The organism is Microbispora sp. NBC_01389 (assembly GCF_045040095.1).
GTDB lineage: Bacteria > Actinomycetota > Actinomycetes > Streptosporangiales > Streptosporangiaceae > Microbispora.
In genome coordinates this window covers 7,235,068-7,259,505 of record NZ_CP109552.1, presented here as the reverse complement: position 1 = coordinate 7,259,505, position 24,438 = coordinate 7,235,068, and the positions used below count along the sequence as shown (strand labels likewise).

Genomic DNA, 24,438 nt, shown 5'->3' with positions numbered 1-24,438 from the left:
CGTCAGCCACCGCCGCCGCTGTGGAACCCGAATCCGCCCCGCTGGATCACCCGTCCCGTATGGCTGGTGATCCGGGCGTCGGCGGGCCGCACCGTCGTCCCGTTGTACACCCGGGCGCCCGTGCGGCTGCCGCCGTAGTACCAGCGGTACGCGCCGTGCGAGCCGCCGTAGTGACGATGGTCGTCGTCGTCGCAGTAGTGGTCGTCGACGACCAGGTAGGAGCCGTCCGGGTTGGACGTCGAGGTGTCCACGCAGTCCGCGCCGACCTCCTCGTAGTCGTCCTGGGCCGCGCAGAAGCCGACGAGCAGCACCGACAACACGCCCAGCGTGCCGAGCTTGACCGCCGTGGACGACTTGCCGCCGCCCTCGGGTGGCGGCGGAGCCGGCGTGTGCCCCGCCTGGCGCGCCGGCCACTGCGCGCCCGTCGAGGGGGGATGAGGCGGCGGCGAGGAGCCGCCGGAGGGCGGTGTTCCGCGTGGGGGACTGTCCTCTGGCTCTGGCAATCCGGCTCCTGCTCTCGAGATCGGCACACATTATCGTCTCGTCGGACGAACGGGACAGCCCGGTTCGTGGTTCCGGATCGGCGCGCGCGGCCCCGGGTAGCGTGCCCGGTGTGGACCCAGTCGAGGCGCTCAAGCGCATCGCCTTCCTGCTGGAGCGGGCCGGCGAGCCGACCTACCGGGTGCGCGCCTTCCGCGCCGCCGCCGCCGCGATCGCAGACCTGCCCCGGGAGGAGCTGGTACGGCTCGCGCGCACCGGCGGGCTGACGGACCTGAAGGGCGTCGGCAAGGTCACGTCCCTGGCCGTCACCGAGGCGCTGGACGGCGTCGTGCCGACGTACCTCCGGCGTCTGGAGGACACCGCGGACACCGACCTGGACGAGGCCGCGCGGGCGCTGCGGTCGGCGCTGCGCGGCGACTTCCACAGCCACTCGGACTGGTCGGACGGGGGGTCGCCGATCGAGGAGATGGCCGCCGCCGCCCGGGAGCTCGGCCACGACTACCTGGCGCTGACCGACCACTCGCCCCGGCTGACCGTGGCGCACGGGCTGTCCGCCGACCGGCTGAGGCGGCAGCTCGACGTGGTCGCCGCGCTCAACGAGACGTACGCGCGGGACGGCGGCCCGCCGTTCCGAATCCTCACCGGCATCGAGGTGGACATCAACACCGACGGCTCGCTCGACCAGGAGCCGGAGCTGCTCGGACGGCTCGACGTCGTGGTGGCGAGCGTCCACTCGTTGCTGCGGATGGACGCTGACGACATGACGCGGCGGATGGTCACGGCGGTGGCCGACCCGGACGTGGACGTCCTCGGGCACTGCACGGGCAGGGTGGTGCGGGGCCGCGGCCGGCCCGAGTCGCGCTTCGACGCCGAGATCGTCTTCGAGGCGTGCCGGAGGTTCGGGGTCGCCGTGGAGATCAACTCGCGGCCCGACCGGCTCGACCCGCCCAAGCGCCTGCTGCGTCTCGCGTACGAGATGGGCTGCGACTTCGCGATCGACTCCGACGCGCACGCCCCCGGCCAGCTCGACTGGCAGCGGTTCGGCTGCGAGCGGGCGGCCCTGTGCGGCATTCCGGCGGAACGCATCCGCAACACCCGGCCGGGGGGCACTTGAGGTGATAGGGCTGTGGCGTCTGGGTGATACGGGCGATCGACCGGGCACTGCGCGGGCGGCACGTGCTGCGCCTGGAGTACGCCGGCACCAAGGGCGTGCCCACCGTCAGGGACGTCGAGCCCGGCATCTGCCTCGGCGGCAGGGGCGGGCACTGGTATCTGGTGGCCTGGTGCCGGCTGCGTGCGGACGTGCGGGTCTTCCGGCTCGACCGGATCTCCCGGGCGGAGGTCACCGAGGAGCGCTTCCCCGAGCCGGGCCGCGACCACCTGGCCGACCTCGCCGAAGCCGCCGGCGGCTGACGGGCGCACCGCCGGGGCCTTGCGGCGGAGAGCGGGCCCGATGAGGTTCGAAGCAGAGCCGGGACGACCGGAGTCGAACGGGTCAGCGAAAAAATGTCGGTGGGGTGGCCTACCTTCGGGGGCGTGAACCGTACCGACCGGCTCTACGCGATCGTCGAGGACCTGCGGGCGATCTCCCCGCGCTGCCGGTCCGCGCGTGAGCTCGCCCAGCGTTTCGAGGTGAGCTCGCGGACCATCGAGCGGGACATCTCCGCGCTGCAGCAGGCCGGCGTGCCCATCTACGCCGAGGTCGGGCGCAGGGGAGGGTACGCCCTGGACAGGAGCATGTCCCTGCCCCCGCTCAACTTCACCCCCGCCGAGGCCGTCGCGGTGGCGATCGCCCTCAGCCGCACCGAGCAGCAGCCCTTCGCCGACGAGGCGCGCAGCGCGCTGCGCAAGCTCGTCGCCGCCATGCCGGGCCCCGAGGGGGAGCGCGCCCGTCAGCTGGCGGCCCGCGTCCAGATCCTGACCGAGGAGAAGCCGGAGTCGCGATACACCGGGTCCATCGGCCGGGTCATCGAGGAGGCCCTGCTCAAGGGCCTTGTCCTGCGCATCCGGTACGCCGACGCCCAGGGCGTCCTCACCGCGAGGGAGGTGGAGCCCGGGGCGTTCGTCGGCGGGCGGAGCGGGTGGTGGTATCTGGTGGCGTGGTGCCGCCTGCGCGACGCCGTCCGCGTCTTCCGGCTCGACCGGATCGCCGACGCCGCCCTCACCGAGGAGCCGGTGCCCGGACGGCCTCTGGAGGCCTTCGACGCCGACATACCGCACATGATCGCGCGAACTCCGGCACTCGACTGAAGTATTCGAAAAAACGTTCGCGATGGCGCGGAAACACCGACAGGGGGGTGTCGCGAGGGGCTGGGAGTCTCTACTCACGCGAGCGGCGCACCGGTCCCGGCCCGCCCCGATCCGGTCCGCCCCGCTCAGCCCGCCGCCCGGCGTGCGCTTCTACGCAGACAGCACGTGGAGGCGCCGGGAGGAGACACTGAGCGGCTCGACAGAACTCCACAGAGCTGCACAGACTTCAGAGGAAGAGAACCGACGATGACGACTCCCGCCGAACCCGCAGTCAACACGGTCGCCTGGTTCGAGATCGCGAGCGACGACCCCGAGGGCGTCCAGCGGTTCTACGGCGACCTGTTCGGCTGGCGCTTCCGGACCGACGAGAACTCCGACGCGATGGGCATGGACTACCGGCTCATCAGCTACGCCGACGACGCCGAGGTGCAGGGCGGAGTGTTCGCCACCGGGGGCGACATCCCCGGCCACGCCATCTTCACCGTGATGGTCCGCGATGTCGTGGAGACCTGCCGGCAGGTGGAGGCCCTCGGCGGAAAGGTGCTCAGCAAAGCCGTGGGCAACGACAAGGGGCCCGACTTCGCCTACCTCCACGACACGTCGGGCAACCTCTTCGGCATCTTCGCCCCCCCTGCCTCCTGACCCTCCACATGCCCACGCTCCCGGAGACAGGTGGCCCGGCGCCCAGGTGGTCCGGCGCCCGGTGCAGGTGAGGGTGGGCGTGATGCGTCAGTAAGCTTCGCGACGGCCGGTGCGACCGGCCGGTGCGTACCGAGGCCGTCCGGACGCCCGCCGGGACTTCGTCCCGTGCTTCCCCTGCGGCGCCTTTCCCCCGGGTCCTTCCCCTCCGGGCCGCCAAGGGCGCACGGACGGCCCTTCCCCGCCCTGGCCGCGCACGCCCCTTCCGGGCGGGCCGGGCTGGCCGGCCGTCCGCACGGGGTGCCCGTGCGGACGGCCGGCGGAGGCGTCACCTCGCGTGCCCGGCGGAGCGGAGGGCGTGGGGAAGACGCCCTCCTGCCCGGCGCGTCACGCGTCCGGCTGACGGTGCTGCAACTGGCGGCGCAGCTCGGCGATCTCCCGCTCCAGGTCGGCGACCTGGGGAGCGTCGGCGCCGGCCGGGGCCTGGTCCGGGACGGGCTGCGACGGCTGCGGACGGCCCGGCTGCTGCGCGTACGGCGACGGAGTGGGGCGCACGTACTGCGTCGCGCCGTCGGGCCGCTGGGGCTCCCCGCCCTCGCCCGGCCGCTGGGGCTCCCCGCCCTCGCCCGGCCGCTGGGGGTCGTACCCTCCGGGACGCGGAGGCTCGTAGCCCCCACCGGAGCGCTGGGCGTCGCCGCCGGCCGGCGGCAGGCTCTGCGGCTGCCAGCCCTGGGGCAGCACCTGGCCGTTCACCGGCTGCTGTCCGTAGCCGCCGCCCACCTGCGCGGGGTAGGAGGCGCCGTTCGGGCCGGGGAAGGGACTCCCGCCGTACGAGGGCGTGGGCGCCCGGCCCTGCGGGGAGGCGGACGCCTTCCCGCGCCTGCGCAGCACGAGCAGCAGCAGGAGGCCGCCGCCGACCAGGACCAGGGCGCCGGCTCCGGTCGCGATCCACACCCACATCGGCTGCGGGGTCTCGTCCCTGCCGGACGAGATCGCCTGCTGGGAGTCGGTGATGTACTTCGCGACGTACGGGTGGCTCGGGAACAGCGCCTGGACCTCGCGGAACTTCGGCAGCGCGTCCTTGTAGTGCCGCAGGAAGAAGTCGTCGAGCGCCTCGTTGTACTTCGTCGTCGTCATCGACGCGGAGGGCTTGACGTTCTTCTCGTTGAGCTTCTCCTTGATGATCGAGACCGGGAGCACGAAGCTCTCGTTCTCCGACGCCTCGCCGTTCTCGCTCACGGTGCCGGCGATCAGCATGCCGACGACCTTGCCCGCGCGGCTGAAGACCGGACCGCCGGAGTTGCCGTGGTAGGAGGGCGCCTGCGTCTGGATGTACGGCACGCCTTCCTGGGTGCTGCGCTTGGCGTTGTACGGCCCCTCGGTCAGCGCGGGGTCGAGCTTCGACTCGACGCTGAACCACGGGGTGTTGGTCACCAGGCCGGGGAAGCCGCTGATGTAGAGCGTGTTGCCGGTCTGCACGTCCGCGTCGTCGCCGAGCGGGACCGTCGGCAGGTTCTGCTGGCCGTTGACCTTGAGCAGGGCGAAGTCCTTGCCCGGGTAGCTCTCGCCCACCGACACGAGCTCGGCCGGGACCTCCTTGGCCGTCTTGTCGACGCCGCCGCCGGGGAGGCTCTGCAGCACCGACAGGCTCTTCTGCAGACCGCGGATCTGCAGGTGGCTGGTGTTGAAGGTGACGTAGACCTGCTGGGCGAGCTCCAGGAGCTCCTTGTCGGCCTCGATGCCCTGCAGCCCGTTGATGATCTCCTTGGCGTCCTGCTTGTTGAACTTCTGCAGCGCCTGCTGCGCGAAGGTCTGCGACAACTCGTCGTCGTTCAACTCGACGCAGTGCGCGCCGGTGACCATGTAGCCGTCGGGGGTCACCCACCAGCCCGTGCACATGCCGCCGACCTGCGCCTTGGCGGTGCGTTCCGGCGTGACGGGCTCAAGGTACCGGTCGACGTCGGCCGCCATGCGCTGGAACAGGAACTTGGCGATGCTGCGTTCGTCGGAGGGGATCTTGCCGGCGATCACGGACTGGGTGGCGTCGTTGACCAGCTGCTGGAACGGTCCCTGCTTGACCTGGCTGGTCGGGACGACGACCTCGCCCGAGTAGGTGAGGCTGGTGAGCTGGACGGCCGGGTGCGTGCGCGCGGCCAGTTTGGTGCCCACGGGCACCTCGTCTGCGGTGTCCGCCGAAGCGGGAGCGGCGGTGACGACCACGGCGACGGCCGCCAGCGCGGCCATTCCTCCGGTCAGTCTGCCGAGATAATTTCTGAACGTTCCATCCACGGCAGCAATCGTGGAGGTTTGGTCTTGTTTCTTGCTTGGAGGTGGCTTGGGACTGCTTGGAATGGACACGCAGACGGCCCCCGCCCGGAGGGGCGGAGGCCGTCGATCGTGGTTCCCGCGTCAGCCCGGTCAGACGCCCATGGACTGGGTGTCGTTGGTCTCCGGCGTCTGCTGGGCCGTCACCTCGGTCACCCCGTTCTTGAGGTGATACCGGGCGATCGCCTCCTGCAGCGTCTCCGCCTTGACCTCGCCCCGGCGGGCGAGCTGGGTCAGCACGGCCAGCGTGATCGAGGCCGCGTCCACGTGGAAGTGGCGGCGCAGCGCCGACCGCGTGTCGGACAGGCCGAACCCGTCGGTCCCGAGCGAGGACCAGTCACCCGGCACCCACTGGGAGATCTGGTCGGGGACGGCGCGCATGTAGTCGCTGACCCCCACGAACGGCCCCGGCACGCCGGACAGCTTGGTGGCGACGTACGGCACCCGCTGCTCGGCGTCGGGGTTGAGCAGGTTGTGCTCCTCGACGGCGAGGGCGTCCCTGCGCAGTTCGCTCCAGGAGGTGGCCGACCAGATGGCGGCCGACACGCCCCAGTCCTCCGCCAGCATCCGCTGGGCCTCCAGCGCCCACGGGGCGGCGACGCCGGACACCAGGATGTTCGCCTTCGGCCCCTCGCCGGCGGCGGGCGCGAAGAGGTACAGGCCCTTGAGGATGCCCTCCACGTCGACGTTCTCCGGCTCGGCCGGCTGCGGGTAGGGCTCGTTGTAGACGGTCAGGTAGTAGAAGACGTCCTCGGGCCGCTCACCGTACATCCTCCGCAGACCGTCCCGCACGATGTGCGCGATCTCGAACCCCCAGGCCGGGTCGTACGACACGGCGGCGGGGTTCGTGGAGGCGATCAGCGGGGTGTGGCCGTCCTCGTGCTGCAGGCCCTCGCCGTTCAGCGTGGTCCGGCCGGCCGTGGCGCCGAGCAGGAAGCCCCGGCCCATCTGGTCGCCGAGCTGCCACATCTGGTCGGCGGTCCGCTGGAACCCGAACATCGAGTAGAAGATGTAGACCGGGATCATGTGCTCGCCGTGCGTGGCGTAGGTGCTGCCGGCCGCGATGACCGAGCCCATCGAGCCGGCCTCGCTGATCCCCTCGTGCAGGATCTGGCCCTCGGTCGACTCCTTGTACGACAGCAGCAGCTCGCGGTCGACCGCCTCGTACGTCTGCCCGTGCGGCGAGTAGATCTTGGCGGTCGGGAACATCGCGTCCACACCGAACGTGCGGGCCTCGTCCGGGATGACCGGCACGAACCGCGCGCCGATCTCCTTGTCACGGATGAGGTCCTTGAGCAGGCGGACGAACGCCATCGTCGTGGCGACGTTCTGCTTGCCCGAACCCTTGCGCAGGCCCGCATACACCGGGTCGCCGGGGAGCTTGAGCGGCTTGGCGCGGATCACCCGCTTGGGCAGGTAGCCGCCGAGCGCCGCCCGGCGCTCCTTCATGTACGCGATCTCCTCGTTGTTCTCCCCGGGGTGGAAGTACGGCGGGATGTCGGCGTCGAGGTCCTTGTCGGGGATGGGCAGGTAGAGCCGGTCGCGGAACTCCTTGAGCTCGGCCTTGCTCATCTTCTTCATCTGATGCGTCGCGTTGCGCGCCTCGAAGTCCTTGCCGAGCGTCCAGCCCTTGATCGTCTGGGCCAGGATGACGGTCGGCTGGCCGACGTGCTCGCGGGCCGCCTTGAACGCGGCGTACACCTTGCGGTAGTCGTGCCCGCCGCGCGACAGCTTGCGGATGTCGTCGTCCGACATGTGCTCGACCATCTTGCGCAGGCGCGGGTCGCCGCCGAAGAAGTTGTCGCGGATGTAGCCGCCCGACTCGACCGAGTAGGTCTGGAACTGGCCGTCGGGGGTGGTGTTCATCTGGTTGACGAGCACGCCGTCGACGTCGGCCGCCAGCAGCGGGTCCCAGTCGCGGCCCCAGACGACCTTGATGACGTTCCAGCCGGCGCCGCGGAAGTACGACTCCAGCTCCTGGATGATCTTGCCGTTGCCGCGCACCGGACCGTCGAGCCGCTGCAGGTTGCAGTTGATGACGAAGGTGAGGTTGTCGAGCTCCTCGCGGGCGGCCACGCCGATCGCGCCGAGTGACTCGGGCTCGTCCATCTCGCCGTCGCCGAGGAAGCACCAGACGTGGCTGCGGCTGGTGTCCTTGATCTTGCGGCTGAGCAGGTAGCGGTTGAACCGCGCCTGGTAGATCGCGCCGATCGGGCCGAGGCCCATCGAGACCGTGGGGAACTCCCAGAAGTCCGGCATGAGCCGGGGGTGCGGGTAGGAGGGCAGGCCCTTGATCCCGTGCGACAGCTCCTGGCGGAACGCGTCGAGCTGGGGCGCGTCGAGGCGGCCCTCAAGGAACGCGCGCGCGTAGATCCCCGGGGCCGCGTGGCCCTGGATGAAGACCTGGTCGCCTGACTCCCCGTGGTCCTTGCCGCGGAAGAAGTGGTTGTAGCCCACCTCGTACAGCGAGGCGGCGGAGGCGTAGGTGGCGATGTGGCCGCCGACGTTGGTCCGCGCGTTCGCCCGGGTGACCATGACCGCCGCGTTCCAGCGGATGTAGGCCCGGATGCGGCGCTCGACGTACTCGTCTCCGGGGAACCAGGGCTCGCGCTCGGGGGGAATGGTGTTGATGTAGTCCGTGCTGCGCAGGCCGGGTACGCCGACCTGGTGTTCCCGGGCGCGCTCGAGCAGCCGGAGCATCAGGTAGCGGGCGCGGGTGCGGCCCTCGGTCTTGATGACGTTGTCGAGCGATTCGAGCCATTCGTTGGTCTCGCTCGGATCGACATCAGGCAACTGGCTGGGTAGGCCGTCACTGATGATCGAAAAACGCTGGCGTCCGGAAGCCACTGGGTCTCGCCTTCCGAGAATGGACTTTGGTCTCGTCGGATCTGTTACGTCGGTGTTGCCTGCAGCGATGCGCTCAGCGCTTGGTCGCGGCGTTGCGGTCGTCTTCCATCCTGTCTCGTCCCACCGGAAAGCGCATCTCTACTTCCCGGTAACCGAACCGTCCCCGCTGGCAGCGGACGCGGCTTGGCCTAGACCACCGATGGTAGGACGATTTTCGCAGACTGCACATTCCATGTTGCCCCCGGGTTTCCCCCAGAGCGAACGGGTGGCGTTCCCCCTGGTCACCCCAGGTGCCGTCCGCTCCCCCCTACCCCCGCTGGCGCCGCTTCACTCGGGCCGTTCCGTACGGCCCCGGCGAGGGGTGGACGGGCGGTGCTCCGGGCGTTCGCCACGGTCACGGGGAAGGCCCCAGCAGGTCTGTGGGCTTACGTAACGTTTTGGTATGAGTTGTCCCTCCCTCTGTGGAGGGCAGGGTTTCTCCCCTTTCCAGGTGGCGATAGCCGTACCAGGCTCTGGAAGAGGGGGAGGAGTGGGATGCACGCAGCGGTAGGAGACCGGCTCGTGGTGCACAGCGCCGTCGTGGGCGAGCACGAGAAGCACGGTGAGATCATCGAGGTCCGCGGTCCAGAGGGCGGTCCGCCGTTCCTGGTGCGGTTCGAGGACGGGCACGAGGCGCTCGTCTTCCCCGGGCCGGACGCCGTCGTCGTCGCAGCTCAGCGCGGATCGTAAGATCACGGTGTGAAATCGACGGTGATCGAGGTGCGGACCGGCGCGCGGGAGCGCGTACACGACATCACCCGGGAGTGCGCGGACTTCGCCCGCGACTGCGGGGGAGACGGGCTGCTGCACGTCTTCGTCCCGCACGCGACCGCGGGCGTGGCGCTGCTGGAGCTCGGCTCCGGCAGCGACGAGGACCTGCTGGCCGCTCTCGGCGACCTGCTCCCCGCGGATGACCGGTGGCGGCATGCCCACGGCTCCAGGGGGCATGGAAGGTCGCATGTCATGCCCGCACTCATTCCGCCGTACGCCACGGTTCCCGTCCTGGGGGGCCGTCTCGCGCTGGGGACCTGGCAGTCGGTCGCCCTGGTCGACCTCAACGTCGACAACCCCGACAGGCGGGTCCGTTTGTCGTTTTTGACCGATTAAGAGATAACGGTGCGGGTCACCCGTCGTGGCGACCGTTGACGACGACCGGTCGCAGCGTGTGGACTGTGCCGAAGCATGGCTCTCAATGAGCCGCGACAACCGCAGACATGGGCGGGGTCACCCCAAGCAGGAGGGATGAACGTGAGCGCGACCGCGGGTCAGGCGCAAGGCGAGCGCGGCCTGGCCGAAAGACTCGGCCTCAAAGCCGGTCAGGTGGTGCAGGAGGTCGGCTGGGACGAGGACTGCGACGAGGCGCTGCGCCAGTCCATCGAGAACCTGACCGGCAACGAGCTGGTGGAAGAGGACTACGAGGACGTCGTCGACGTCGTGTTGCTGTGGTGGCGTGACGGGGACGGAGACCTCTTCGACGCACTGAGCGACGCCATGACGGCACTCGCCGACGGCGGCCAGATCTGGCTGCTCACCCCGAAGGCGGGGCGCGACGGCCACGTGGAGCCCAGCGACATCGGTGAGGACGCGACGACCGCCGGGCTTTCCCAGACGAGCAGCGTGAGCGCCGCGAGGGACTGGTCGGGCACGAGGCTCGTCGCCCCGAAGGCCCGCCGCTGATCGTCGCCCTGCCGTACGGCCCGGGGATGCCGTACGGCAGGCTGATGGGCGGACACCTGGGAGGGACTGATCATGACGGTTGAGGTCGGGCAGCGGGCTCCGGACTTCGCGCTGAAGGACCAGCACGGTGTGCCCGTGCGGCTCTCCGACCTGCGGGGCAGGCGAGTGGTGCTCGTCTTCTACCCCCTGTCGTTCAGCCCCGTCTGCCACGGCGAGCTCGCGGCGATCCGCGACGGGTTCGCCGGCTCACTGCCCGCGGACGTCCAGGTGCTGGCGGTCTCGGTCGACTCGATGTTCAGCCAGCGTGCCTGGGCCGACCAGGAAAACTTCACGTTTCCTCTGTTGTCGGATTTCTGGCCCCATGGTGAGGTCGCACGGGCGTACGGTGTCCTCGATGAGGACAGGGGGCTCGCCCTCAGGGGCACGTTCGTCATGGACGCCGAGGGCGTCGTGCGCTGGAAGGTCGTCAACCCGATCGGCTCCGCACGCGACCTCGACGAGTACCGCAAGGCGCTCGCGGCGGTCTGATCGTTTCATCGCCTGACTCCGGGCATTGCCATATACGGTTTTCGTCCCCTCGCTCGCCCCATTTGGAGGCCACGATGCCCTGCTACAGGTGCGGGGCCCGGCAGATCGACCCTGTACGCGGCTCAAGCCCCTGGAAGCGCGCCGTACGCCGCGAGGCGCAGGTCCTCGTCTGCCCGGACTGCCAGCGTGTGCACGACCTCGACCTCGACACGTGCGCCTCGTGCGGCTCGATCGCGTTGATCTGCCGCCTGGGGGAGATCGAGTGCCGCTCCTGCGGAGAGATACGGCTCGCCCGCGCGGGTGAGCCGCTCGTCGCGGCGGGCTCCTCCGGCTCGGCGGGGTCCGCCGGGCCTTCGGGCTCGTCCGGCCTGTCCGGCCTGGCGGCGGAGGTGGAGGCCGCGCTCAGCCGCGTGCTCGGGCGCCCGTGACGCATCCGTCCGTGACGTATGTGGTCGCGCTCGATGTGGGCGGCACCTCGCTGAAGGGCGGGCTCGTCACCCGGGCCGGCGAGGTCACCGTCCTCACCGGTCGTCCCACATGCCGGGAGAACGGCCCGGAGGCGGTGGTCGAGGCGGTGCGCGCCTACGTCGGCGAGATCGCCGCACTCGGGCGGTCGCGGTACGAGGGTCCCCCCGCCGGGGTCGGGCTCGCCGTCCCGGGCATCGTCACCTCCGCCACCGCCGTCTACTCGGCCAACATCGGCTGGCGGGACGTGCCGGCCGAGGCGTTCGTGCCCGCCGGCGTCCCCGTGCGCCTCGGCCACGACGTCCGTACGGGCGGGCTGGCCGAAAGTGTGTTCGGCGCCGGGCGCGGAGTCGCCGACTTCCTGTTCCTGCCCATCGGCACCGGCATCGCCGGCGCGGTCGTGCTGCGCGGCGATCCGTACGGCGGGGCGCACGGCTGGGGCGGCGAGATCGGGCACGCGCCCGTCTGGCCCGCGGGGGAGAAGTGCGCCTGCGGGCAGACCGGCTGCCTGGAGACCTACGCCTCCGCCTCGGCCCTGGCCCGCCGCTTCACGGCCCGTTCGGGGCGTACGGCCACCGCCAAGGAGGTGGTGGAGCTCGCGGTCGCGGGGGACGCGGCGGCCGCCGAGGTGTTCGGCGAGGCGGTCGAGGCCCTGGCCATCGCCCTCGCGTCGTACGTGCTGCTGCTCGACCCCGCGTTGATCGTCCTCGGCGGCGGCCTGTCGGAGGCCGGCGCGGCGCTGCTCGAACCCCTGAGGGAACGGCTGGCGGGACGGCTGACCTTCCAGGAGCCTCCGCCGCTGCGTACGGCCGCCCTCGGGACCCGGGCGGGCATGCTCGGCGCGGCCCTGCTGGGCTGGCAGGCGGCAGGGGAGCAGGACGTAGGCGCTGACTGGCCTATCGATGTGCTCAGAGGCGGGTCCGTGTCGTAAGGTGTAGACCGGTCCGGGCGGTTAGCTCAGCGGTAGAGCACTCGCCTTACAAGCGAGGGGTCACTGGTTCGAACCCAGTACCGCCCACCAGGTGAAACGGCGTATTGCCGATCTTGTTTTCGCGGACCGAGTGACTATCATTTCGGGGAGCATGTCGGGGAGCGCGACCTCCCGTTTTTAGCGTCGTTCGAGGCCGAGCCGGACCTTGCCGCGCGGCATGAGATCCCGCGCCCCGAGAGGGGGCGCTGACACAACCCCTACGGCACTGGTCTTCATCTCGATCTCCGCCAGGCAGCGGCCGCTGCTCGTGCCGCGCCAGTGGTCGGTGAGTCACGTCCTGGAGGCGCGCGTCGGCCCGCGGGCCAAGTCACCTTCTCAAGTCGCGAGTTTGCCTGGGCCGCATCGAGTGCGTGTACATACACTGACGGCATGAGCGCCCAACCGCAGGAGTTCACCCCCGAAGGTCCCCTGCCGGAGAAGAACCTGCGTGCCATCCGTAGGGCGTTGGTCGTGCCACAGGACCGAGATGGGTTCGATGCAGGTCTTGACGTCGTCCTGGCCGAGGTCCGCGCCAGCTTGGACCTCGGTCGGTTGAGCGAGTTCATCCACACCTGGTGGCTGATCGCGTGTGACTCGGCCAAAGATCAGCAGGGCCGCAGAGACGTCTACGAACGGGCTGCCCGCGTCCAGGAACTGGCTGACGTCGGCAAGCCGATCCCTCGAGGCGACAAGACGTGGCGCCAACTGCTGGCGGAGCGCGGGGCCGAGCGGTAGGTGTACTCGATCGTCGAGCCCGATCCCGTCGCTCAAGAACAGATCGCTGCCCTTCCCGAGTATGCCTTGCGGTATCTGGCCGGGGGTACTGGACCTGGTTGAGCTTGAGCCCTGGGCCGGTGGACCGCAATCGCCAAGCAAGCCGGACGGCAACATGCGGGTCATGCCGTTTGGAGAGCGTGGGCTGGTGACCTATCTCGTCATGGAGCCCCAACGCGAGGTGTATATCGTTCGCGTGCAGTGGATTTAGTTTCTGGCTTGATGGCAGGCGCGGCGCGCTGGGTGACAATCGCCGTGGACGGCGAAGCCGTCATCGCCAACGCGCTCCTCAGTCGAGGAACACCGGGAACACGCGGGATAGCGAAAATGGCCCGGGGTCGTCCGCCTGCCCTACGGCCGGGAGCGTGACGACCACCAGGACTGTGACGACCCGATCACCCACTGGGCCGAGCTGCCCACTCTGCCGGGCACGACCGTGCGATACCTCGTAGGCGAGGAGGCGAAGACCGCTCGGGCGAACGCCTTGGGCGAGGGGACATAACGGCGTTCATGGCGTGCAAGCAGTGGCGTGGCATCGTCACCGCCTGGCGGTGACCGCACCGTGGAGGGATCGAGGTGGCGGCTGCACGATCGCCCGGCTGATGCGCGGCCGAGGTCAGTGGCCGGGGTGGACGAGGCCGCATTCGTAGGCGAAGACGACGGCCTGGACCCGGTCGCGGAGACCCAGCTTGGCGAGGATGCGGGTGACGTGGGTTTTGACCGTCGGCTCGCTGAGGTAGAGCTCCGCGGCGATCTCCGCGTTGGAGCGGCCTCGGGCGATGAGCATCAGTACCTCCAGTTCGCGCGGGGTCAGCCTTTCGAGCCCGGCCGGACGGTCAGAGCCCGGCCGTGGGCGGCGGACGTAGTCCTCGATCATTCGCCGGGTGATCTCCGGTGCCAGCAGTGCCTCGCCCGCGGCGACCGTACGGACGGCACCGGCCAGCTCGCGCGGCGGGGCGCTCTTGAGCAGGAAGCCGCTCGCCCCGGCCCGCAGCGCCTGGTAGACGTACTCGTCCTCGTCGAATGTCGTGAGCATGAGGATGCGCGCCCGGCAGGAGCCGCCGTTCAGCAGGTGGCGGGTCGCCTCGATGCCGTCACGGCGCGGCATGCGGATGTCCATGAGGATGACGTCGGGCTGCAGCACGGACCCCCGGTCGACGGCCTCGATGCCGTCGACCGCCTCGCCGACCACCTCGATATCGTGCTGACCCTCCAGGATCGAGCGGAAACCGCCGCGTACGAGGGCTTGGTCGTCGACGAGCAGGACCCTGATCATCGCTGGCCCGCCTCCAGCGGCAACTGTGCCGTGACGGTGAAGCCGCCGCCGGGTGCGCCCACTGTCTCAAGCGAGCCGCCGTAGAGCCCGACCCGTTCGCGCATCCCGATCAGGCCGTGCCCGACGCGGTTGGTGTCTGCTCCGCCCGATCCGCCGGTCCGCCCGGTGTCGCGGACGATCACCCGTACGGACTGGTCGTCGTAGTGCAATCCGACCTGCGCGGTGGTCGGCGCGGCGTGTTTCAGCACGTTGGTGAGCGCCTCCTGCACGATCCGGTAGACGGTGAGGTCCACGCCGGGTGGGAGCGGACGGCCCGGACCCTCCACGGTGAGCTCGACCGGCAGGCCGACCGCGGCCATGTGGTCGACCAGTTCGGCCAGGTCGGCCGTGCCCGGCTGCGGCTTGAGCGCGAGCTGGGCTCGTTCCCCGCGCAGCAGGCCGAGCATGCGCCCGAGTTCGCCGACGGCCTGCCGTCCGGTCTCCTGGATCGAGCGCAGCGGCGCTCGCGCCTTCTGCGGGTCGCGGTCGAGCAGGTCTTCGGCGGCGCCCGCCTGGATGACCATGACGCTGACGCAGTGGGCCACGATGTCGTGCAGCTCACGCGCGATGCGGGCGCGCTCGTCGGCGATCGCGACCCGGATCGCTTCCTCGCGCTCGGCCTCCAGTCGCCGGGCCCGGGCGCGGTCGTCGGAGTGGCTGCGGCTGCGGGCACGCAGCACCCGGCCGGCGACGAAGCACACGGCCAACGGCACCGCGACGAACGGGACGTTGCCGACGGTGCCGGACTCCGGGTTGCGCAGGAACACCACGACCAGGCAGACACCGATGGCCGCCACACCGATGAAGGCCCGCGCCGGCACGCTGTGCCGGGCCACCGAGTAGGTGGCGACCAGGATGGGCAGGAAGTCGCCCCACAGGGTGACCGTCAGCGGCGTCGCCAGCATCGGCCCGGCGATCGCGACCGCGAGGATCACGGCGGTGGCGAGTGGTGTCACCCGGCGCAGCGCCAGGATCGAGGTCGCCACCAGCGTCGAGGCGACCACGGCCCGCATCGGGCCGTACGGCGTCGAGTTGTCGAGGTTGAACGCAAGGTCGGCCTGGGCGAAGCCGGTGATCGCAAGGGCAAGCAGCGCGTCGGGGAACAGCCCGGCCGGCCTGTGCCGCAGCCACGCACGTGCCGGCGACTCCACCCGGACCTGGGCCGGGTTTGTCACGTCCATCACACCCGCAAGTTACCTGCGGGCGCGTTCGCGTGGCGTCATCCGCAGGTCGCATTTCCGGCAGCGTGGTTCGCGACCGGGGGATGAACCGGTGCCGACCCCGGTACGACGACGCCGCGGGTGCGCAGGGCCGACGCTGAGTACGCGCCGCCGACGGACGGCATCGCACACAGTGCCTGGCGCTGCAAACCATGGAGGAGACCAATGACCGTGAACGTGAGACGCCTCGCCGGATGGGCGCTGATCGTCGGCACGATCGTCGCGGCGGCGGGCTACCTCGCCGCCAACCTGCTCGCGCCGGGCAGCGGCGACGAGGTGTTCCGCTACCAGAACTGGCCGCTGTTCGAGGGGATCGCGCTGGTCGGGAACGTCATCATCGCGCTGGGGCTGCCGGTGATCCTGACCTTCGCCGGGCGTGCGCCGAAGCTGCACATCGTCGGCTACGTCGGCATATTCGCCGCGTTCGTGATGCTCAACGTCGGCGAGGGCACCACTGAGGCGTTCGTCAAGCCGTATCTGGTCGGCCACGGCGGAATCCCCGCAGAGGAACCGGCGGGCTTCGCGGTTTTCGAGGGTGTCGCGCTCCTGGCGCTGGTCGTCGGCTCGATCTGCCTCGGCATCGCGGTGCTGAGGGCGCGGACGCTGCCGTGGTGGATCGGGGTCGCGTTGATCGTCTCATGCCTCATCGGCGCCCTCGGGCTGCCCGGGGCCTGGTTCCTGGTGCCCGACGGCGTCTTCTTCGCGGCGCTGTTCGCCATCGGCGTCCTCGCCCTGCGGGGGCGGCCGGACGGTACGCCCGCGACGGTCGGCCAGGCGGTTGTCAGCGCCCAGGGGTGAGCTTCGACAACCGCCCTGGACGAGCCTGAACGGCCTGGACAACGGTGGTTGGTACGTCCGGGTCAGGGCGGGCGCCGGTGCCGGTCTCGCCCCTTCCCGGGCCGGCTTGCTGGCGAGGGCGGCCAGGCGGCCCGGGTAGAGTTTTCCGGCTCGTGGTGAATCGTCGGCCTGATGTGACGGTTCAGTCGAGGATCTGGACGTATCCGTCGGTCCCGTGGACGCGGATCCGCTGCCCGTCGCGGATCAACCGGGTGGCCTGCTCCACTCCCACGACGGCCGGCAGGCCGTACTCGCGCGCGATCACCGCCCCGTGCGTCATGAGGCCGCCCACCTCCGTCACCAGTCCGGCGACGGAGACGAACAGGGGGGTCCAGCTGGGGTCGGTGTAGGTGGTGACCAGGATGTCGCCCGCATCGAGGTCGGCCTGCGCCATGTCCAGGACGACACGGGCACGGCCTTCGACAGTCCCGGCCGAGACCGGGAGGCCCACCAGTGCGCCGGGCGGGGCGTCGTCACGCAGATACCGGCCGGTGACGGCCTCGCCGTCCGACGTGAGGACCCGGGGCGGTGTGAGCGCCTCGTACGACCGGAACGCCTCCCGCCTCTCCAGGATGAGCTCGGCGTGCACGTCGCCGGTGCGCACGACCTCACGCAGTTCCTCCAGTCGGAGGAAGAAGAGGTCGTCCTGCTCCCGCAGGACGCCGGACCGGACCAGGCGGTCGGCCTCCCGCAGCAACGCCTGCTTGTAGACGAAGTAGCGGCTGACCATGCCGTACTTGGGATACTCCCGGTATCCGGCGAAGGTGCGGACGCGGTCGATCATCCGCTTGGTCTCCTCGGCCTTCTGCTCCCCGCCGGGCAGGGCGCGCAAGCGCGTCAGCAGGTCCTGCTCCTTCCGTCGCGCCTCCTGGAGTCCTTGTTCGAAGCGCCGCTTGCCCGCGCCCGGCTCGAAGTTCCTGACGTTGCCGAGGATGCTGGGCACGAGCGTGGCGGGTCGCTCGCTCCAGCGCGTCCTGGTGATGTCGATCTCGCCCGTGCAGCGCATGCCGTACTCGTCGAGGTAGCCCCGGATGGCGTCACGCGCCTCCCGTCCGCCGGGAAGCCCGGGCAGCCCGGCCGGCTCGGCCGGCTCGGCCGGCTCGTCCAGGAAGCCGTCCCCCTCCCGGCCTTCGTCCGCGACGCGCTGCAGGAACGCCACGACGTCCGGGTACGGCCGGATCGCGTCCGCGACGTCGAGGAGCGCCAGCCCCATCTCCGACGTGACGTTGTGGGGGACGGACTGCGTGAGCACGTCGGCCGCGTTCTTCTCGCCCAGCCATGTCTCGAGGTGGTCGTTGAGCCACCAGGCCGCCTCCATCCCCGCCATGATCACCTGGAAGCTCCGCGGATCGAACAGGACGCGCTTCAGCTCCGCGATGTCGGCGAAGACGAAGTCGAGCAGCGCCGGGCCGGAGAGGCCCTGGATGTCACGTCGCAGGGTGGCGACGGACGCCTGACCGCGCCGGATCAGCTCGGTTACGACGGCGGGATCGGTCTCGATCGGGGCGGGTGGGCCGGCGGCGGGCGCGCCGCCGGAGCCGTCGTCCGGAAGTGAGCGGAGGAAGTCGCCGCGGTCGACGACGGTCTGCAGCGCGTCCCGAATGAGCGGGTCGGACCTCCCCAGGGTCCCGATGAGGTTCGCGCGACCCGCGGGTGTCGCCAGCATGGGAGCGACGTCGACGAACAACCGCCCGCCCGCCTCGTGCATCGGCCGGGGGGTCGTCAGCTGCCACAGGGAGAGCCCCAGCGGCTTCATCGCGTCGGTCATCATCTGCTGGTGACCGACGGAGACGTAGACGTGGTTGTCCTGGTCGTCGGTCGCGGGGATGGGGAACAGGGTGGTGATCGGCCTGCTCTGGACGATGTGGAACTCGTCGCCGGCCAGGCACCATTCGATGTCCTGCGGCTGGCCGAAGTGCGCCTCGATCCGCCGGCCCAGCCGCACCAGGCGCACGACCTGCGCGTCGGTCAGAGCCGGCCGAGTCTGCCGCCGCGGCTCGACCGGCACCTCCTGGGTGCCGCCTCCCGGCGCCGCCTCGACGAACCGCGACTTGGCGGCGACGGTCGTGGTCACGACCTGGTCGTCGCGCACCGTGTGGACGTCGCCGGAGACCAGACCGGAGACGAGCGCCTCCCCGAGCCCCCAACCGGCCTCCACGGTGGCGATCTTCCGGTTCGAGGTCACGGGGTCCGCGGTGAACAGGATCCCGGCCGCGTCCGGGAACACCATGCGCTGGACGACCACGGCCATCCGCACCTTCCGGTGGTCGAAGCCGTTCCGGAGCCGGTAGGTCACCGCCCGCTCGGTGAACAGCGAGGCCCAGCACCGCCGGACGTGCCGGAGGATCTCCACCAGGCACACGACGTTCAGGTACGAGTCCTGCTGGCCGGCGAAGGACGCGGTCGGCAGGTCCTCGGCCGTCGCGCTGGAGCGCACCGCGTAGGAGGCGTGCTCCCCGAGCCGGGTGAGCGATTCGCCGATCTCCGCCACCAGATCGTCGGGAATGATGACGCCTTCGACGACGCGGCGGACATCCGCGCTGAGGGCGCGGATCGCCGCGCGGTCGTCCGGTCGTACGCGGGGCAGCAGGTCAAGCTGAGCGTCGATCGACGGCGCATCGGCCACAATCCGCTGAAAGGCGTCCGTCGTGACGCAGAAGCCGTCCGGCACGCGGATGCCGTCGATTCGCGCGAGTTCGCCCAGGTGCACCCCCTTTCCGCCGACGTCAGCGACATTCGTCGAGTCGATTTGCTCGAAACCCATCACGTAGCGCAATTCCGTTGCTCCATCGCTCGTCGGATCGGTTCGCGACGGGCAGTATGAAGCAATTCTTTTAGCCTCATGAAGTTCGCCGATCTGATATACAGTGAAACTGGAGGGGAGTGGTGTGCGCCTCGCGCACGGTTCGACCCCGACCACCTCTCCCGGCCCCCTGACCGAACCGCCGGCGTCGACCCGCGGACATCTCCTGGCCTGGCCCCGCTTGACCTTGACACAGTGACAAGGCCTTCACTGTGGTCAAGGAGGTGATCCCGGTGACCACGCCGGAAGAGGACACGAACACGACGCGAGCTCTGCAGGGATTGGACAGCAGCAGCTCCTCGGTACGGTTGCGGGCGGTGCTCGCGGTCGGTACGACCCCGGACCCGCGGTTCGTCGGCAGGCTCGTCGAGCGATGCGGGATCGAGCCCGATTTCTACGTACGCGACATGCTCACATGGGCGCTCACCCGCCACCCGTCAACGGTGACGGTGCCGAAGCTCATCGGCGAACTGCGTTCGGAACGTGCGCAGGCGCGGAGTCAGGCGTTGCACACGCTGTCCAAGATCGGGGATCGGCGGGCATGGCCGGCGATCACACGGGAGCTGCTGACCGACGGCGACGACGAGGTGGCGCGGAGCGCCTGGCGGGCAGCGGTCGTACTCGTGCCCGAAGGCGCGGAATCCGAACTGGCCGGCGTGCTGGCGACACAGCTCGGACGCGGCGAGCGCGAGACGTCGTTGAGCCTCAGCCGGGCGCTGATCGCGCTCGGTGAGGTGATCACGCCGGCCCTGCACGCTGCGACGACGAGTCGCGACCCTCGCGTGCGTCAGCACGCGAACGCCACGGAACGGCTGCTGCGCGACCCGGAGGCGGGGTTCGAGTTCGCCATCGAGGAGGCGAAGCGCGTCTCGGTCCTCGGCACGGGGGGCCAGGAGGGGTGACAGGCGATGCTGATCGGTGACGTGGCACGACGGTCCGGGGTCAGCGCCCGGATGCTCAGGCATTACGAATCGCTCGGCCTGGTGCGGCCGACGGGCCGCACCGAGTCCGGCTATCGGGAGTACTCCAGCGCGGACATCCGGCGGATTTTCCATATCGAGAGCCTGCGGTCATTGGGGTTGTCGCTGCGTGATGTCGGGCGCGCGCTGGACGATCCCGGCTTCACGCCCTCGGGGCTCGTCGACGACCTCATCCGCCAGTCGCGAGAACGTATCGCGGCCGAGACGGAGCTGCTCACGCGACTGCGTCGGATCGGCGCCGCGTCTCCCGCCGACTGGGAGGACGTCCTCCGAATCGTGGCGCTCCTCCAGGCCCTGGGGTCGGACAGCGCCGGAAAGCGCCAGCGCGCGGCCCTGTCCTCGGCCGAAGAGGTCACGGTGCCGGTGGAGGCCCTGGTCGAGGCGGCGTTGAGCGAGCCGGACCCGAACGTCGCCGGAGCCCTTCGATGGGCGCTGGAGCGATCGGGCGACGGCGCGGTGGCGCTGCTCGCGGAGGGCCTCGGCTCACCGGTGGCCGAGGTGCGGCGACGCGCCGTCCAGTCCATCGCCGAGATTCCGGACGACGAGGCGACCGCATCGCTGCGGGACGCCCTCACGAACCGCGACGTCGTGGTCCGCAGGTGCGCGGCTCTGGCGCTCGGGGCACGTGGAGTGGCCGACGCGGTCCCGACACTCATCGACATGATCGTCGTGGGGGCGAACGACGTCGACGCGGCCGACGCGCTGGGCGCGCTGGCGAGTGATCCCGCGCTGGCCGATCAGATCGCCACCGGGCTCGCCGGCCGCCTCGCCCACGGCGCCGGCGACCCGTCCGCACGTCTGCGGCTGGCACAGGCGCTCGCGGACGTCCCCGGGCCCACGACGTCACGCGCACTCGCGGACCTGTCCCGTGACGAGGACCGTGCCGTCGCGCTCACCGCGACGTACATTCTCACGCTGCGCGACGAGGGGCACCGCTGACAGGGGCCCTGCTCAGGGACATCGACGCCTACGCCGCTCAGAACTCGTCGGCGCCGCTCACCTGAGTGATCTCGAAGATGTGGCGAGAGGCGGCGCAGACGGTCTCCAGCACATGGATCGGGAGGTCGTCTGCTGAGTAGGCGGCGCGCACGATCTGGACCACCCACTCGCCGGGGCCGAGATCGAGCGTGACCGCTTCCTCCCCCTCCTGGTGGCCACCCGCACCGGCACCTCGTCGGCGAGCAGCAGCTTGCGCCGGGCCAGCACCGGCGTCCCGGGCTCGACCCGCAGCCCCGCCGCCACGTGCCCCGGCGCGGGCTCCGGCCCGACGTACAGCATCGTGCGGCCGGCCCGCACTCCCTGCCGCTCCGCCTCGGTCAGAAACAGCGAGGCCGAGGCCCGTACGGCGGGCTGCGACGGCAGGGACCTTCGCACCACCACGCGCGGCTCCCCCGCAGGCTCCGCGACCCGCTCTCCCAACTGCTCCCCCACCTGCTGCCCCTCCTGTTTCCTGGCATGGGGTTCCCTCCCACGCACGCCACGACTCTAGGCGACCCACCTTCAGGTCACCCCCGGAGATCGTCGCGCGCTGCGGGGATTGCGGTAGGTGAAGGCCCAGCGGTCGTCTCCTATCGTGCGGCGGGTGTAGCGACTCGGGTGGCGGTAGCGGTCGCGGTTGTGGAACTGGCACGCCGGCCCCAGCAGCTTCAGGTCGGTCAGCCCGCCGCTGCACCAATTCTCGGCGTGGTCGACTTGACAGAGGGTGGCGGGCAGGGGGCAGCCGTCGACCCAGCAGGTGGCGTACCGGGCGAAGACCGCCCGGCGCTGGGCCGGGGTGGCCAACCTGACCTTGCGGCCCATGTCCAGGACCTGCCCGGCGGCGTTCATGACGATCCTCACCAGGCTGCTGGTGCGGGCAAGCCGGTGCACGCTCACCACGGGCAGCAGGTGCCCGGTCGCCAGGATCAGCCCCGGCAACCTTCGCATCCACACCCCGGGCGGCACATTGCCGCCCGCTCCCGGCGGACTGCTCCCCGGCGGAGCGTCGGCTCCCACCCCCGCCCATGCGTCACCTCCCGGCCAGGCGCCACCGCCAGGCCAAGCGTCGCCTCCCAGCCGGGCACCGCCGCCGTGTTCCGCACCCGGCGGAGCGTCGGCTCCCACCCCCGCCCAGGCGCCACCGCCAGGCCAAGCGCCATCGCCAGGCCAAGCGTCGTCTCCCGGGCAGGCGCTCCCTTCCGTATCCGGCGGGGTGTCGGGCTCGGGTGGGGGATCAGGAGTATGCGTCTGCTGGGGGCGTGCCTGCTGCGGGGGTGCCTGCTGCGGCCGCGCTCGGTTTCTGCGGTGTCCTCGCTCGATGCCCTCTTCCTGAGTGCCGGGGTCGTCGTCAGAGTCGTCGGCGTGGTCCTGCTGGACGTCATCGCAGTCGCGCAGGTCGCCGCGCTCGTTGCCGCGCTCGTTGCCGCGCTCGTGGCTGCGCTCGTGGCTGTCGGTGGGGTCGAAGTGCGGCGCGGCAGCCGGGCCGTCCATGGGCGAGCTACCGGCGGCCGCGCGGCCGGTGACAGGCTCCTGCCCGTCAGCGCCCCCACCCGCGCCCCCACCCGCGCCCGCGCCCGCGCCCGCGCCCGCGGCGGCAGGGGAGGCGGCGCTGGAGGCGGCACGGCAGGCGGCACTGGGCGCGGCAGGGGAGGCGGCGCGGGAGGTGTCGTCTCCAGCGGAGGGCGCGACGGTCGGGCAGCCGTCCTCGCCGGCTGAGCGATCCCCGCCCGCCGGGGGCACGGTGGCTGTGCGTTCGGGGCTGGTGGAGGTGCGTTCGGGGCTGACGGCCGATGGCCGTGCGCCCGGCTCCGCACCCCCTGGCTCTGCGTGTGGTTCTTCGTCTGGCTCTGCGTGTGGTTCTTCGCCGGCGGGCTCCTCAATGGTGGGCTCGCCGTCGTCGATGATGGGCTCACCCTCGTCGCAGCCAGTGCCACTCGGAGGGTCGTCGGGAAGGGACTCGGCGTTGACCAGCACCAGAAGCTCAGTCGCGATCTTGTTCTCCAAGAACGCGATCAACGCATCCGCGTTCCGCACACTCAACGGCCGGTCATCACCCTCCGCCTTCGGCCTGGCGTAGACGTCCAGCAGGTGCTGCAACCGCGCGGCGGCCTCCACCGGCAGGTAGAACTCGCCCTCCAGCCCGCCGCCCCTGCGCCGGCGCACCCTAAAGAACCGGCGATCGAAGTCGGCCTGCTCGTCCTTCTCATGCCCGTCGGGGTCCAGCACCGCCCGCAGATACCGCCCCGCCTTCGCCACCTCCGCCGCACCCGCCGAGTTCGCCAACTCCAGCAAAATCCGCTCAGCGGTGGTGGCCTGGTCATCGGTCAGCCCAGAGGTGGCGGTGCAGATCGCCTCCACAATCCCCTCGGGCAGGCTGCCCTCGGCGAACAGGCGGCGGACCTGCGGCAGACGGTGCAGCTCCATGCTCATCGTCACCAACCGGCCGGCCCCCGCAGGGGTCATCCCCCCAGCGGACCGCAACCACAACTTCGTGGACGCATGGCCGTGACTCTTCGCCTCCCCGGCCCGATGGACACGACCCACCCGGGCGGCCAACGCCGACGTGATCCGATCACGGACCGCAAGCAACTCCTCCGCCTCGGCCAGACACACACCCGCGTCCTCAGGCACCGGCACCAACGCCACCACCCGAGCCGCCTCACCAACCGCCGCCACCGCCACCCACGACGACGACCCGGCATCACAGGCACCGCCAGAAGCACCACTGGAAGCACCACTAAAGGCACCCTCGGAGGCGCCACCATCGACGTCTCCGGCGTCGGCACTCGGGGCGTCGGGGCCGACGCTGTCAGGGCCGAGAGTGCCGCGGCCGGCATCTCCTGTGTGATCCGCAGCGGGCGGACAACCGGCTTCGGGGCCGGGAACGGTAGCGCCGTCAGAAGAATCCTCAAGGGACTGGCCCTTCGCGACTTCGTCGCTGACGGGGTCGTCGACGGCGGCGGTACCGGCACGAGTCGTAAATGCTCGAATAAAGGGAGAACTCGCCGGAGCGCCGAATCGGCTCGCGTGATTCCGCGCATCGGAATCGACGATCGGCACATATTCGCGGGCAAGCGCCCCGTCGGCAGACCACAGGGGCGAACCGGCGATGAGCCGATCCCACCAGTCGCCATCACCGTCATCCTTCGAACGAGGGAGGCGCCCAGGATCAGTGTCGAATAGATCCATCACACCTCCTCGCCAATTCGAAAACCTGTGTTAATTCTTCCACAGCAACCCGGCGAAGACACACCCGCGAAAGCGATTTGTTGGAGCCACAGATGGCCCGA

The 24,438-nt window shown here is 70.6% G+C and carries 22 protein-coding genes and 1 tRNA gene; 15 read left to right on the top strand and 8 right to left on the bottom strand.

Annotation, left to right across the window (positions count from 1 at the left end):
* Positions 1 to 2: 2 nt before the first annotated feature.
* Positions 3 to 503 (bottom strand): hypothetical protein, encoded by a 501-nt coding sequence (locus OG344_RS32000; RefSeq protein ID WP_327046935.1) that lies wholly within the window; start codon positions 501 to 503, stop codon positions 3 to 5.
* 110 nt (positions 504 to 613) lie between these two features.
* On the opposite strand from OG344_RS32000, the gene OG344_RS31995 reads away from it, so the two are divergent.
* From OG344_RS31995 to OG344_RS31980, 4 genes are all read left to right on the top strand, one after another.
* On the top strand, positions 614 to 1,615 hold the full coding sequence (locus OG344_RS31995; RefSeq protein WP_405086283.1) for a PHP domain-containing protein: 1,002 nt from the start codon (positions 614 to 616) through the stop codon (positions 1,613 to 1,615).
* 23 nt (positions 1,616 to 1,638) lie between these two features.
* Entirely contained in the window at positions 1,639 to 1,914 is a 276-nt protein-coding gene (locus OG344_RS31990; protein ID WP_405086282.1) for a helix-turn-helix transcriptional regulator, read from the top strand.
* Between the two features lie 123 nt (positions 1,915 to 2,037).
* Complete coding sequence (locus OG344_RS31985) at positions 2,038 to 2,751, top strand: helix-turn-helix transcriptional regulator (RefSeq protein ID WP_405086281.1); 714 nt, start codon at positions 2,038 to 2,040, stop codon at positions 2,749 to 2,751.
* Positions 2,752 to 2,997: 246 nt separating this feature from the next.
* Positions 2,998 to 3,393: a VOC family protein gene (locus OG344_RS31980; RefSeq protein ID WP_405086280.1), complete on the top strand. Its 396-nt coding sequence runs from the start codon at positions 2,998 to 3,000 to the stop codon at positions 3,391 to 3,393.
* A gap of 384 nt (positions 3,394 to 3,777) precedes the next feature.
* Here OG344_RS31980 and OG344_RS31975 read toward each other — a convergent pair whose 3' ends face one another.
* Positions 3,778 to 5,634: a trypsin-like peptidase domain-containing protein gene (locus tag OG344_RS31975; RefSeq protein WP_405086279.1), complete on the bottom strand. Its 1,857-nt coding sequence runs from the start codon at positions 5,632 to 5,634 to the stop codon at positions 3,778 to 3,780.
* Positions 5,635 to 5,808: 174 nt separating this feature from the next.
* Positions 5,809 to 8,562 (bottom strand): pyruvate dehydrogenase (acetyl-transferring), homodimeric type, encoded by a 2,754-nt coding sequence (gene aceE, locus OG344_RS31970; RefSeq protein ID WP_405086278.1) that lies wholly within the window; start codon positions 8,560 to 8,562, stop codon positions 5,809 to 5,811.
* 534 nt (positions 8,563 to 9,096) lie between these two features.
* Here aceE and OG344_RS31965 point away from each other — a divergent pair.
* From OG344_RS31965 to OG344_RS31930, 8 genes are all read left to right on the top strand, one after another.
* Entirely contained in the window at positions 9,097 to 9,291 is a 195-nt protein-coding gene (locus tag OG344_RS31965; RefSeq protein ID WP_150932243.1) for a DUF1918 domain-containing protein, read from the top strand.
* Between the two features lie 9 nt (positions 9,292 to 9,300).
* Entirely contained in the window at positions 9,301 to 9,708 is a 408-nt protein-coding gene (locus OG344_RS31960) for a secondary thiamine-phosphate synthase enzyme YjbQ (protein WP_327046928.1), read from the top strand.
* Between the two features lie 141 nt (positions 9,709 to 9,849).
* Complete coding sequence (locus OG344_RS31955) at positions 9,850 to 10,278, top strand: DUF3052 domain-containing protein (protein WP_327046927.1); 429 nt, start codon at positions 9,850 to 9,852, stop codon at positions 10,276 to 10,278.
* A 72-nt stretch (positions 10,279 to 10,350) separates the two neighbouring features.
* A complete protein-coding gene (locus OG344_RS31950) occupies positions 10,351 to 10,806 on the top strand; it encodes a peroxiredoxin (protein ID WP_405086277.1) in 456 nt (151 codons plus the stop codon).
* 74 nt (positions 10,807 to 10,880) lie between these two features.
* On the top strand, positions 10,881 to 11,234 hold the full coding sequence (locus tag OG344_RS31945) for a hypothetical protein (RefSeq protein WP_327046926.1): 354 nt from the start codon (positions 10,881 to 10,883) through the stop codon (positions 11,232 to 11,234).
* Complete coding sequence (locus OG344_RS31940; protein ID WP_405086276.1) at positions 11,231 to 12,202, top strand: ROK family protein; 972 nt, start codon at positions 11,231 to 11,233, stop codon at positions 12,200 to 12,202. Before OG344_RS31945 ends, OG344_RS31940 begins: the two co-directional genes overlap by 4 nt.
* Positions 12,203 to 12,217: 15 nt before the next feature.
* A tRNA-Val gene (locus OG344_RS31935) sits at positions 12,218 to 12,292 on the top strand.
* Between the two features lie 339 nt (positions 12,293 to 12,631).
* A complete protein-coding gene (locus OG344_RS31930) occupies positions 12,632 to 12,976 on the top strand; it encodes a DUF6247 family protein (protein WP_405086275.1) in 345 nt (114 codons plus the stop codon).
* Positions 12,977 to 13,631: 655 nt separating this feature from the next.
* Here the strand turns inward: OG344_RS31930 and OG344_RS31925 are convergent.
* Both OG344_RS31925 and OG344_RS31920 read right to left on the bottom strand, forming a co-directional pair.
* A complete protein-coding gene (locus tag OG344_RS31925; protein WP_405086274.1) occupies positions 13,632 to 14,291 on the bottom strand; it encodes a response regulator in 660 nt (219 codons plus the stop codon).
* Positions 14,288 to 15,511 carry a sensor histidine kinase gene (locus tag OG344_RS31920; protein WP_405089214.1) on the bottom strand — a complete coding sequence of 408 codons (1,224 nt, stop codon included), beginning with the start codon at positions 15,509 to 15,511 and terminating at the stop codon, positions 14,288 to 14,290. Before OG344_RS31920 ends, OG344_RS31925 begins: the two co-directional genes overlap by 4 nt.
* A 210-nt stretch (positions 15,512 to 15,721) precedes the next feature.
* Between OG344_RS31920 and OG344_RS31915 the strand changes: the two genes are divergently transcribed.
* Positions 15,722 to 16,348: a hypothetical protein gene (locus OG344_RS31915; RefSeq protein ID WP_405086273.1), complete on the top strand. Its 627-nt coding sequence runs from the start codon at positions 15,722 to 15,724 to the stop codon at positions 16,346 to 16,348.
* Between the two features lie 181 nt (positions 16,349 to 16,529).
* Here the strand turns inward: OG344_RS31915 and rph are convergent, their stop codons facing one another.
* Complete coding sequence (gene rph, locus OG344_RS31910) at positions 16,530 to 19,151, bottom strand: rifamycin-inactivating phosphotransferase (protein ID WP_405086272.1); 2,622 nt, start codon at positions 19,149 to 19,151, stop codon at positions 16,530 to 16,532.
* A gap of 272 nt (positions 19,152 to 19,423) precedes the next feature.
* On the opposite strand from rph, the gene OG344_RS31905 reads away from it, so the two are divergent.
* The gene (locus OG344_RS31905; RefSeq protein ID WP_405086271.1) at positions 19,424 to 20,092 is read left to right on the top strand and encodes a HEAT repeat domain-containing protein; all 669 of its coding nucleotides are present in this window, start codon (positions 19,424 to 19,426) and stop codon (positions 20,090 to 20,092) included.
* 6 nt (positions 20,093 to 20,098) lie between these two features.
* Entirely contained in the window at positions 20,099 to 21,109 is a 1,011-nt protein-coding gene (locus tag OG344_RS31900; RefSeq protein WP_405086270.1) for a HEAT repeat domain-containing protein, read from the top strand.
* A gap of 57 nt (positions 21,110 to 21,166) precedes the next feature.
* On the opposite strand, the gene OG344_RS31895 is transcribed toward OG344_RS31900, so the two are convergent.
* Both OG344_RS31895 and OG344_RS31890 read right to left on the bottom strand, forming a co-directional pair.
* Positions 21,167 to 21,646 (bottom strand): hypothetical protein, encoded by a 480-nt coding sequence (locus tag OG344_RS31895; RefSeq protein WP_405086269.1) that lies wholly within the window; start codon positions 21,644 to 21,646, stop codon positions 21,167 to 21,169.
* Positions 21,647 to 21,670: 24 nt separating this feature from the next.
* On the bottom strand, positions 21,671 to 24,337 hold the full coding sequence (locus tag OG344_RS31890; protein ID WP_405086268.1) for a DUF222 domain-containing protein: 2,667 nt from the start codon (positions 24,335 to 24,337) through the stop codon (positions 21,671 to 21,673).
* Between the last annotated feature and the right edge of the window lie 101 nt (positions 24,338 to 24,438).

What these genes read in the sequence shown, in the direction of transcription:
- OG344_RS31965 (WP_150932243.1), top strand. Translation starts at nt 9,097, where the DNA reads ATGCACGCAGCGGTAGGAGACCGGCTCGTGGTGCACAGCGCCGTCGTG.
- OG344_RS31950 (WP_405086277.1), top strand. Translation starts at nt 10,351, where the DNA reads ATGACGGTTGAGGTCGGGCAGCGGGCTCCGGACTTCGCGCTGAAGGAC.
- OG344_RS31900 (WP_405086270.1), top strand. Translation starts at nt 20,099, where the DNA reads ATGCTGATCGGTGACGTGGCACGACGGTCCGGGGTCAGCGCCCGGATG.
- OG344_RS31945 (WP_327046926.1), top strand. Translation starts at nt 10,881, where the DNA reads ATGCCCTGCTACAGGTGCGGGGCCCGGCAGATCGACCCTGTACGCGGC.
- OG344_RS31975 (WP_405086279.1), bottom strand. Translation starts at nt 5,634, where the DNA reads ATGGCCGCGCTGGCGGCCGTCGCCGTGGTCGTCACCGCCGCTCCCGCT.
- rph (WP_405086272.1), bottom strand. Translation starts at nt 19,151, where the DNA reads ATGGGTTTCGAGCAAATCGACTCGACGAATGTCGCTGACGTCGGCGGA.
- OG344_RS31920 (WP_405089214.1), bottom strand. Translation starts at nt 15,511, where the DNA reads ATGGACGTGACAAACCCGGCCCAGGTCCGGGTGGAGTCGCCGGCACGT.
- OG344_RS31890 (WP_405086268.1), bottom strand. Translation starts at nt 24,337, where the DNA reads ATGGATCTATTCGACACTGATCCTGGGCGCCTCCCTCGTTCGAAGGAT.
- OG344_RS31930 (WP_405086275.1), top strand. Translation starts at nt 12,632, where the DNA reads ATGAGCGCCCAACCGCAGGAGTTCACCCCCGAAGGTCCCCTGCCGGAG.
- OG344_RS31980 (WP_405086280.1), top strand. Translation starts at nt 2,998, where the DNA reads ATGACGACTCCCGCCGAACCCGCAGTCAACACGGTCGCCTGGTTCGAG.
- OG344_RS31925 (WP_405086274.1), bottom strand. Translation starts at nt 14,291, where the DNA reads ATGATCAGGGTCCTGCTCGTCGACGACCAAGCCCTCGTACGCGGCGGT.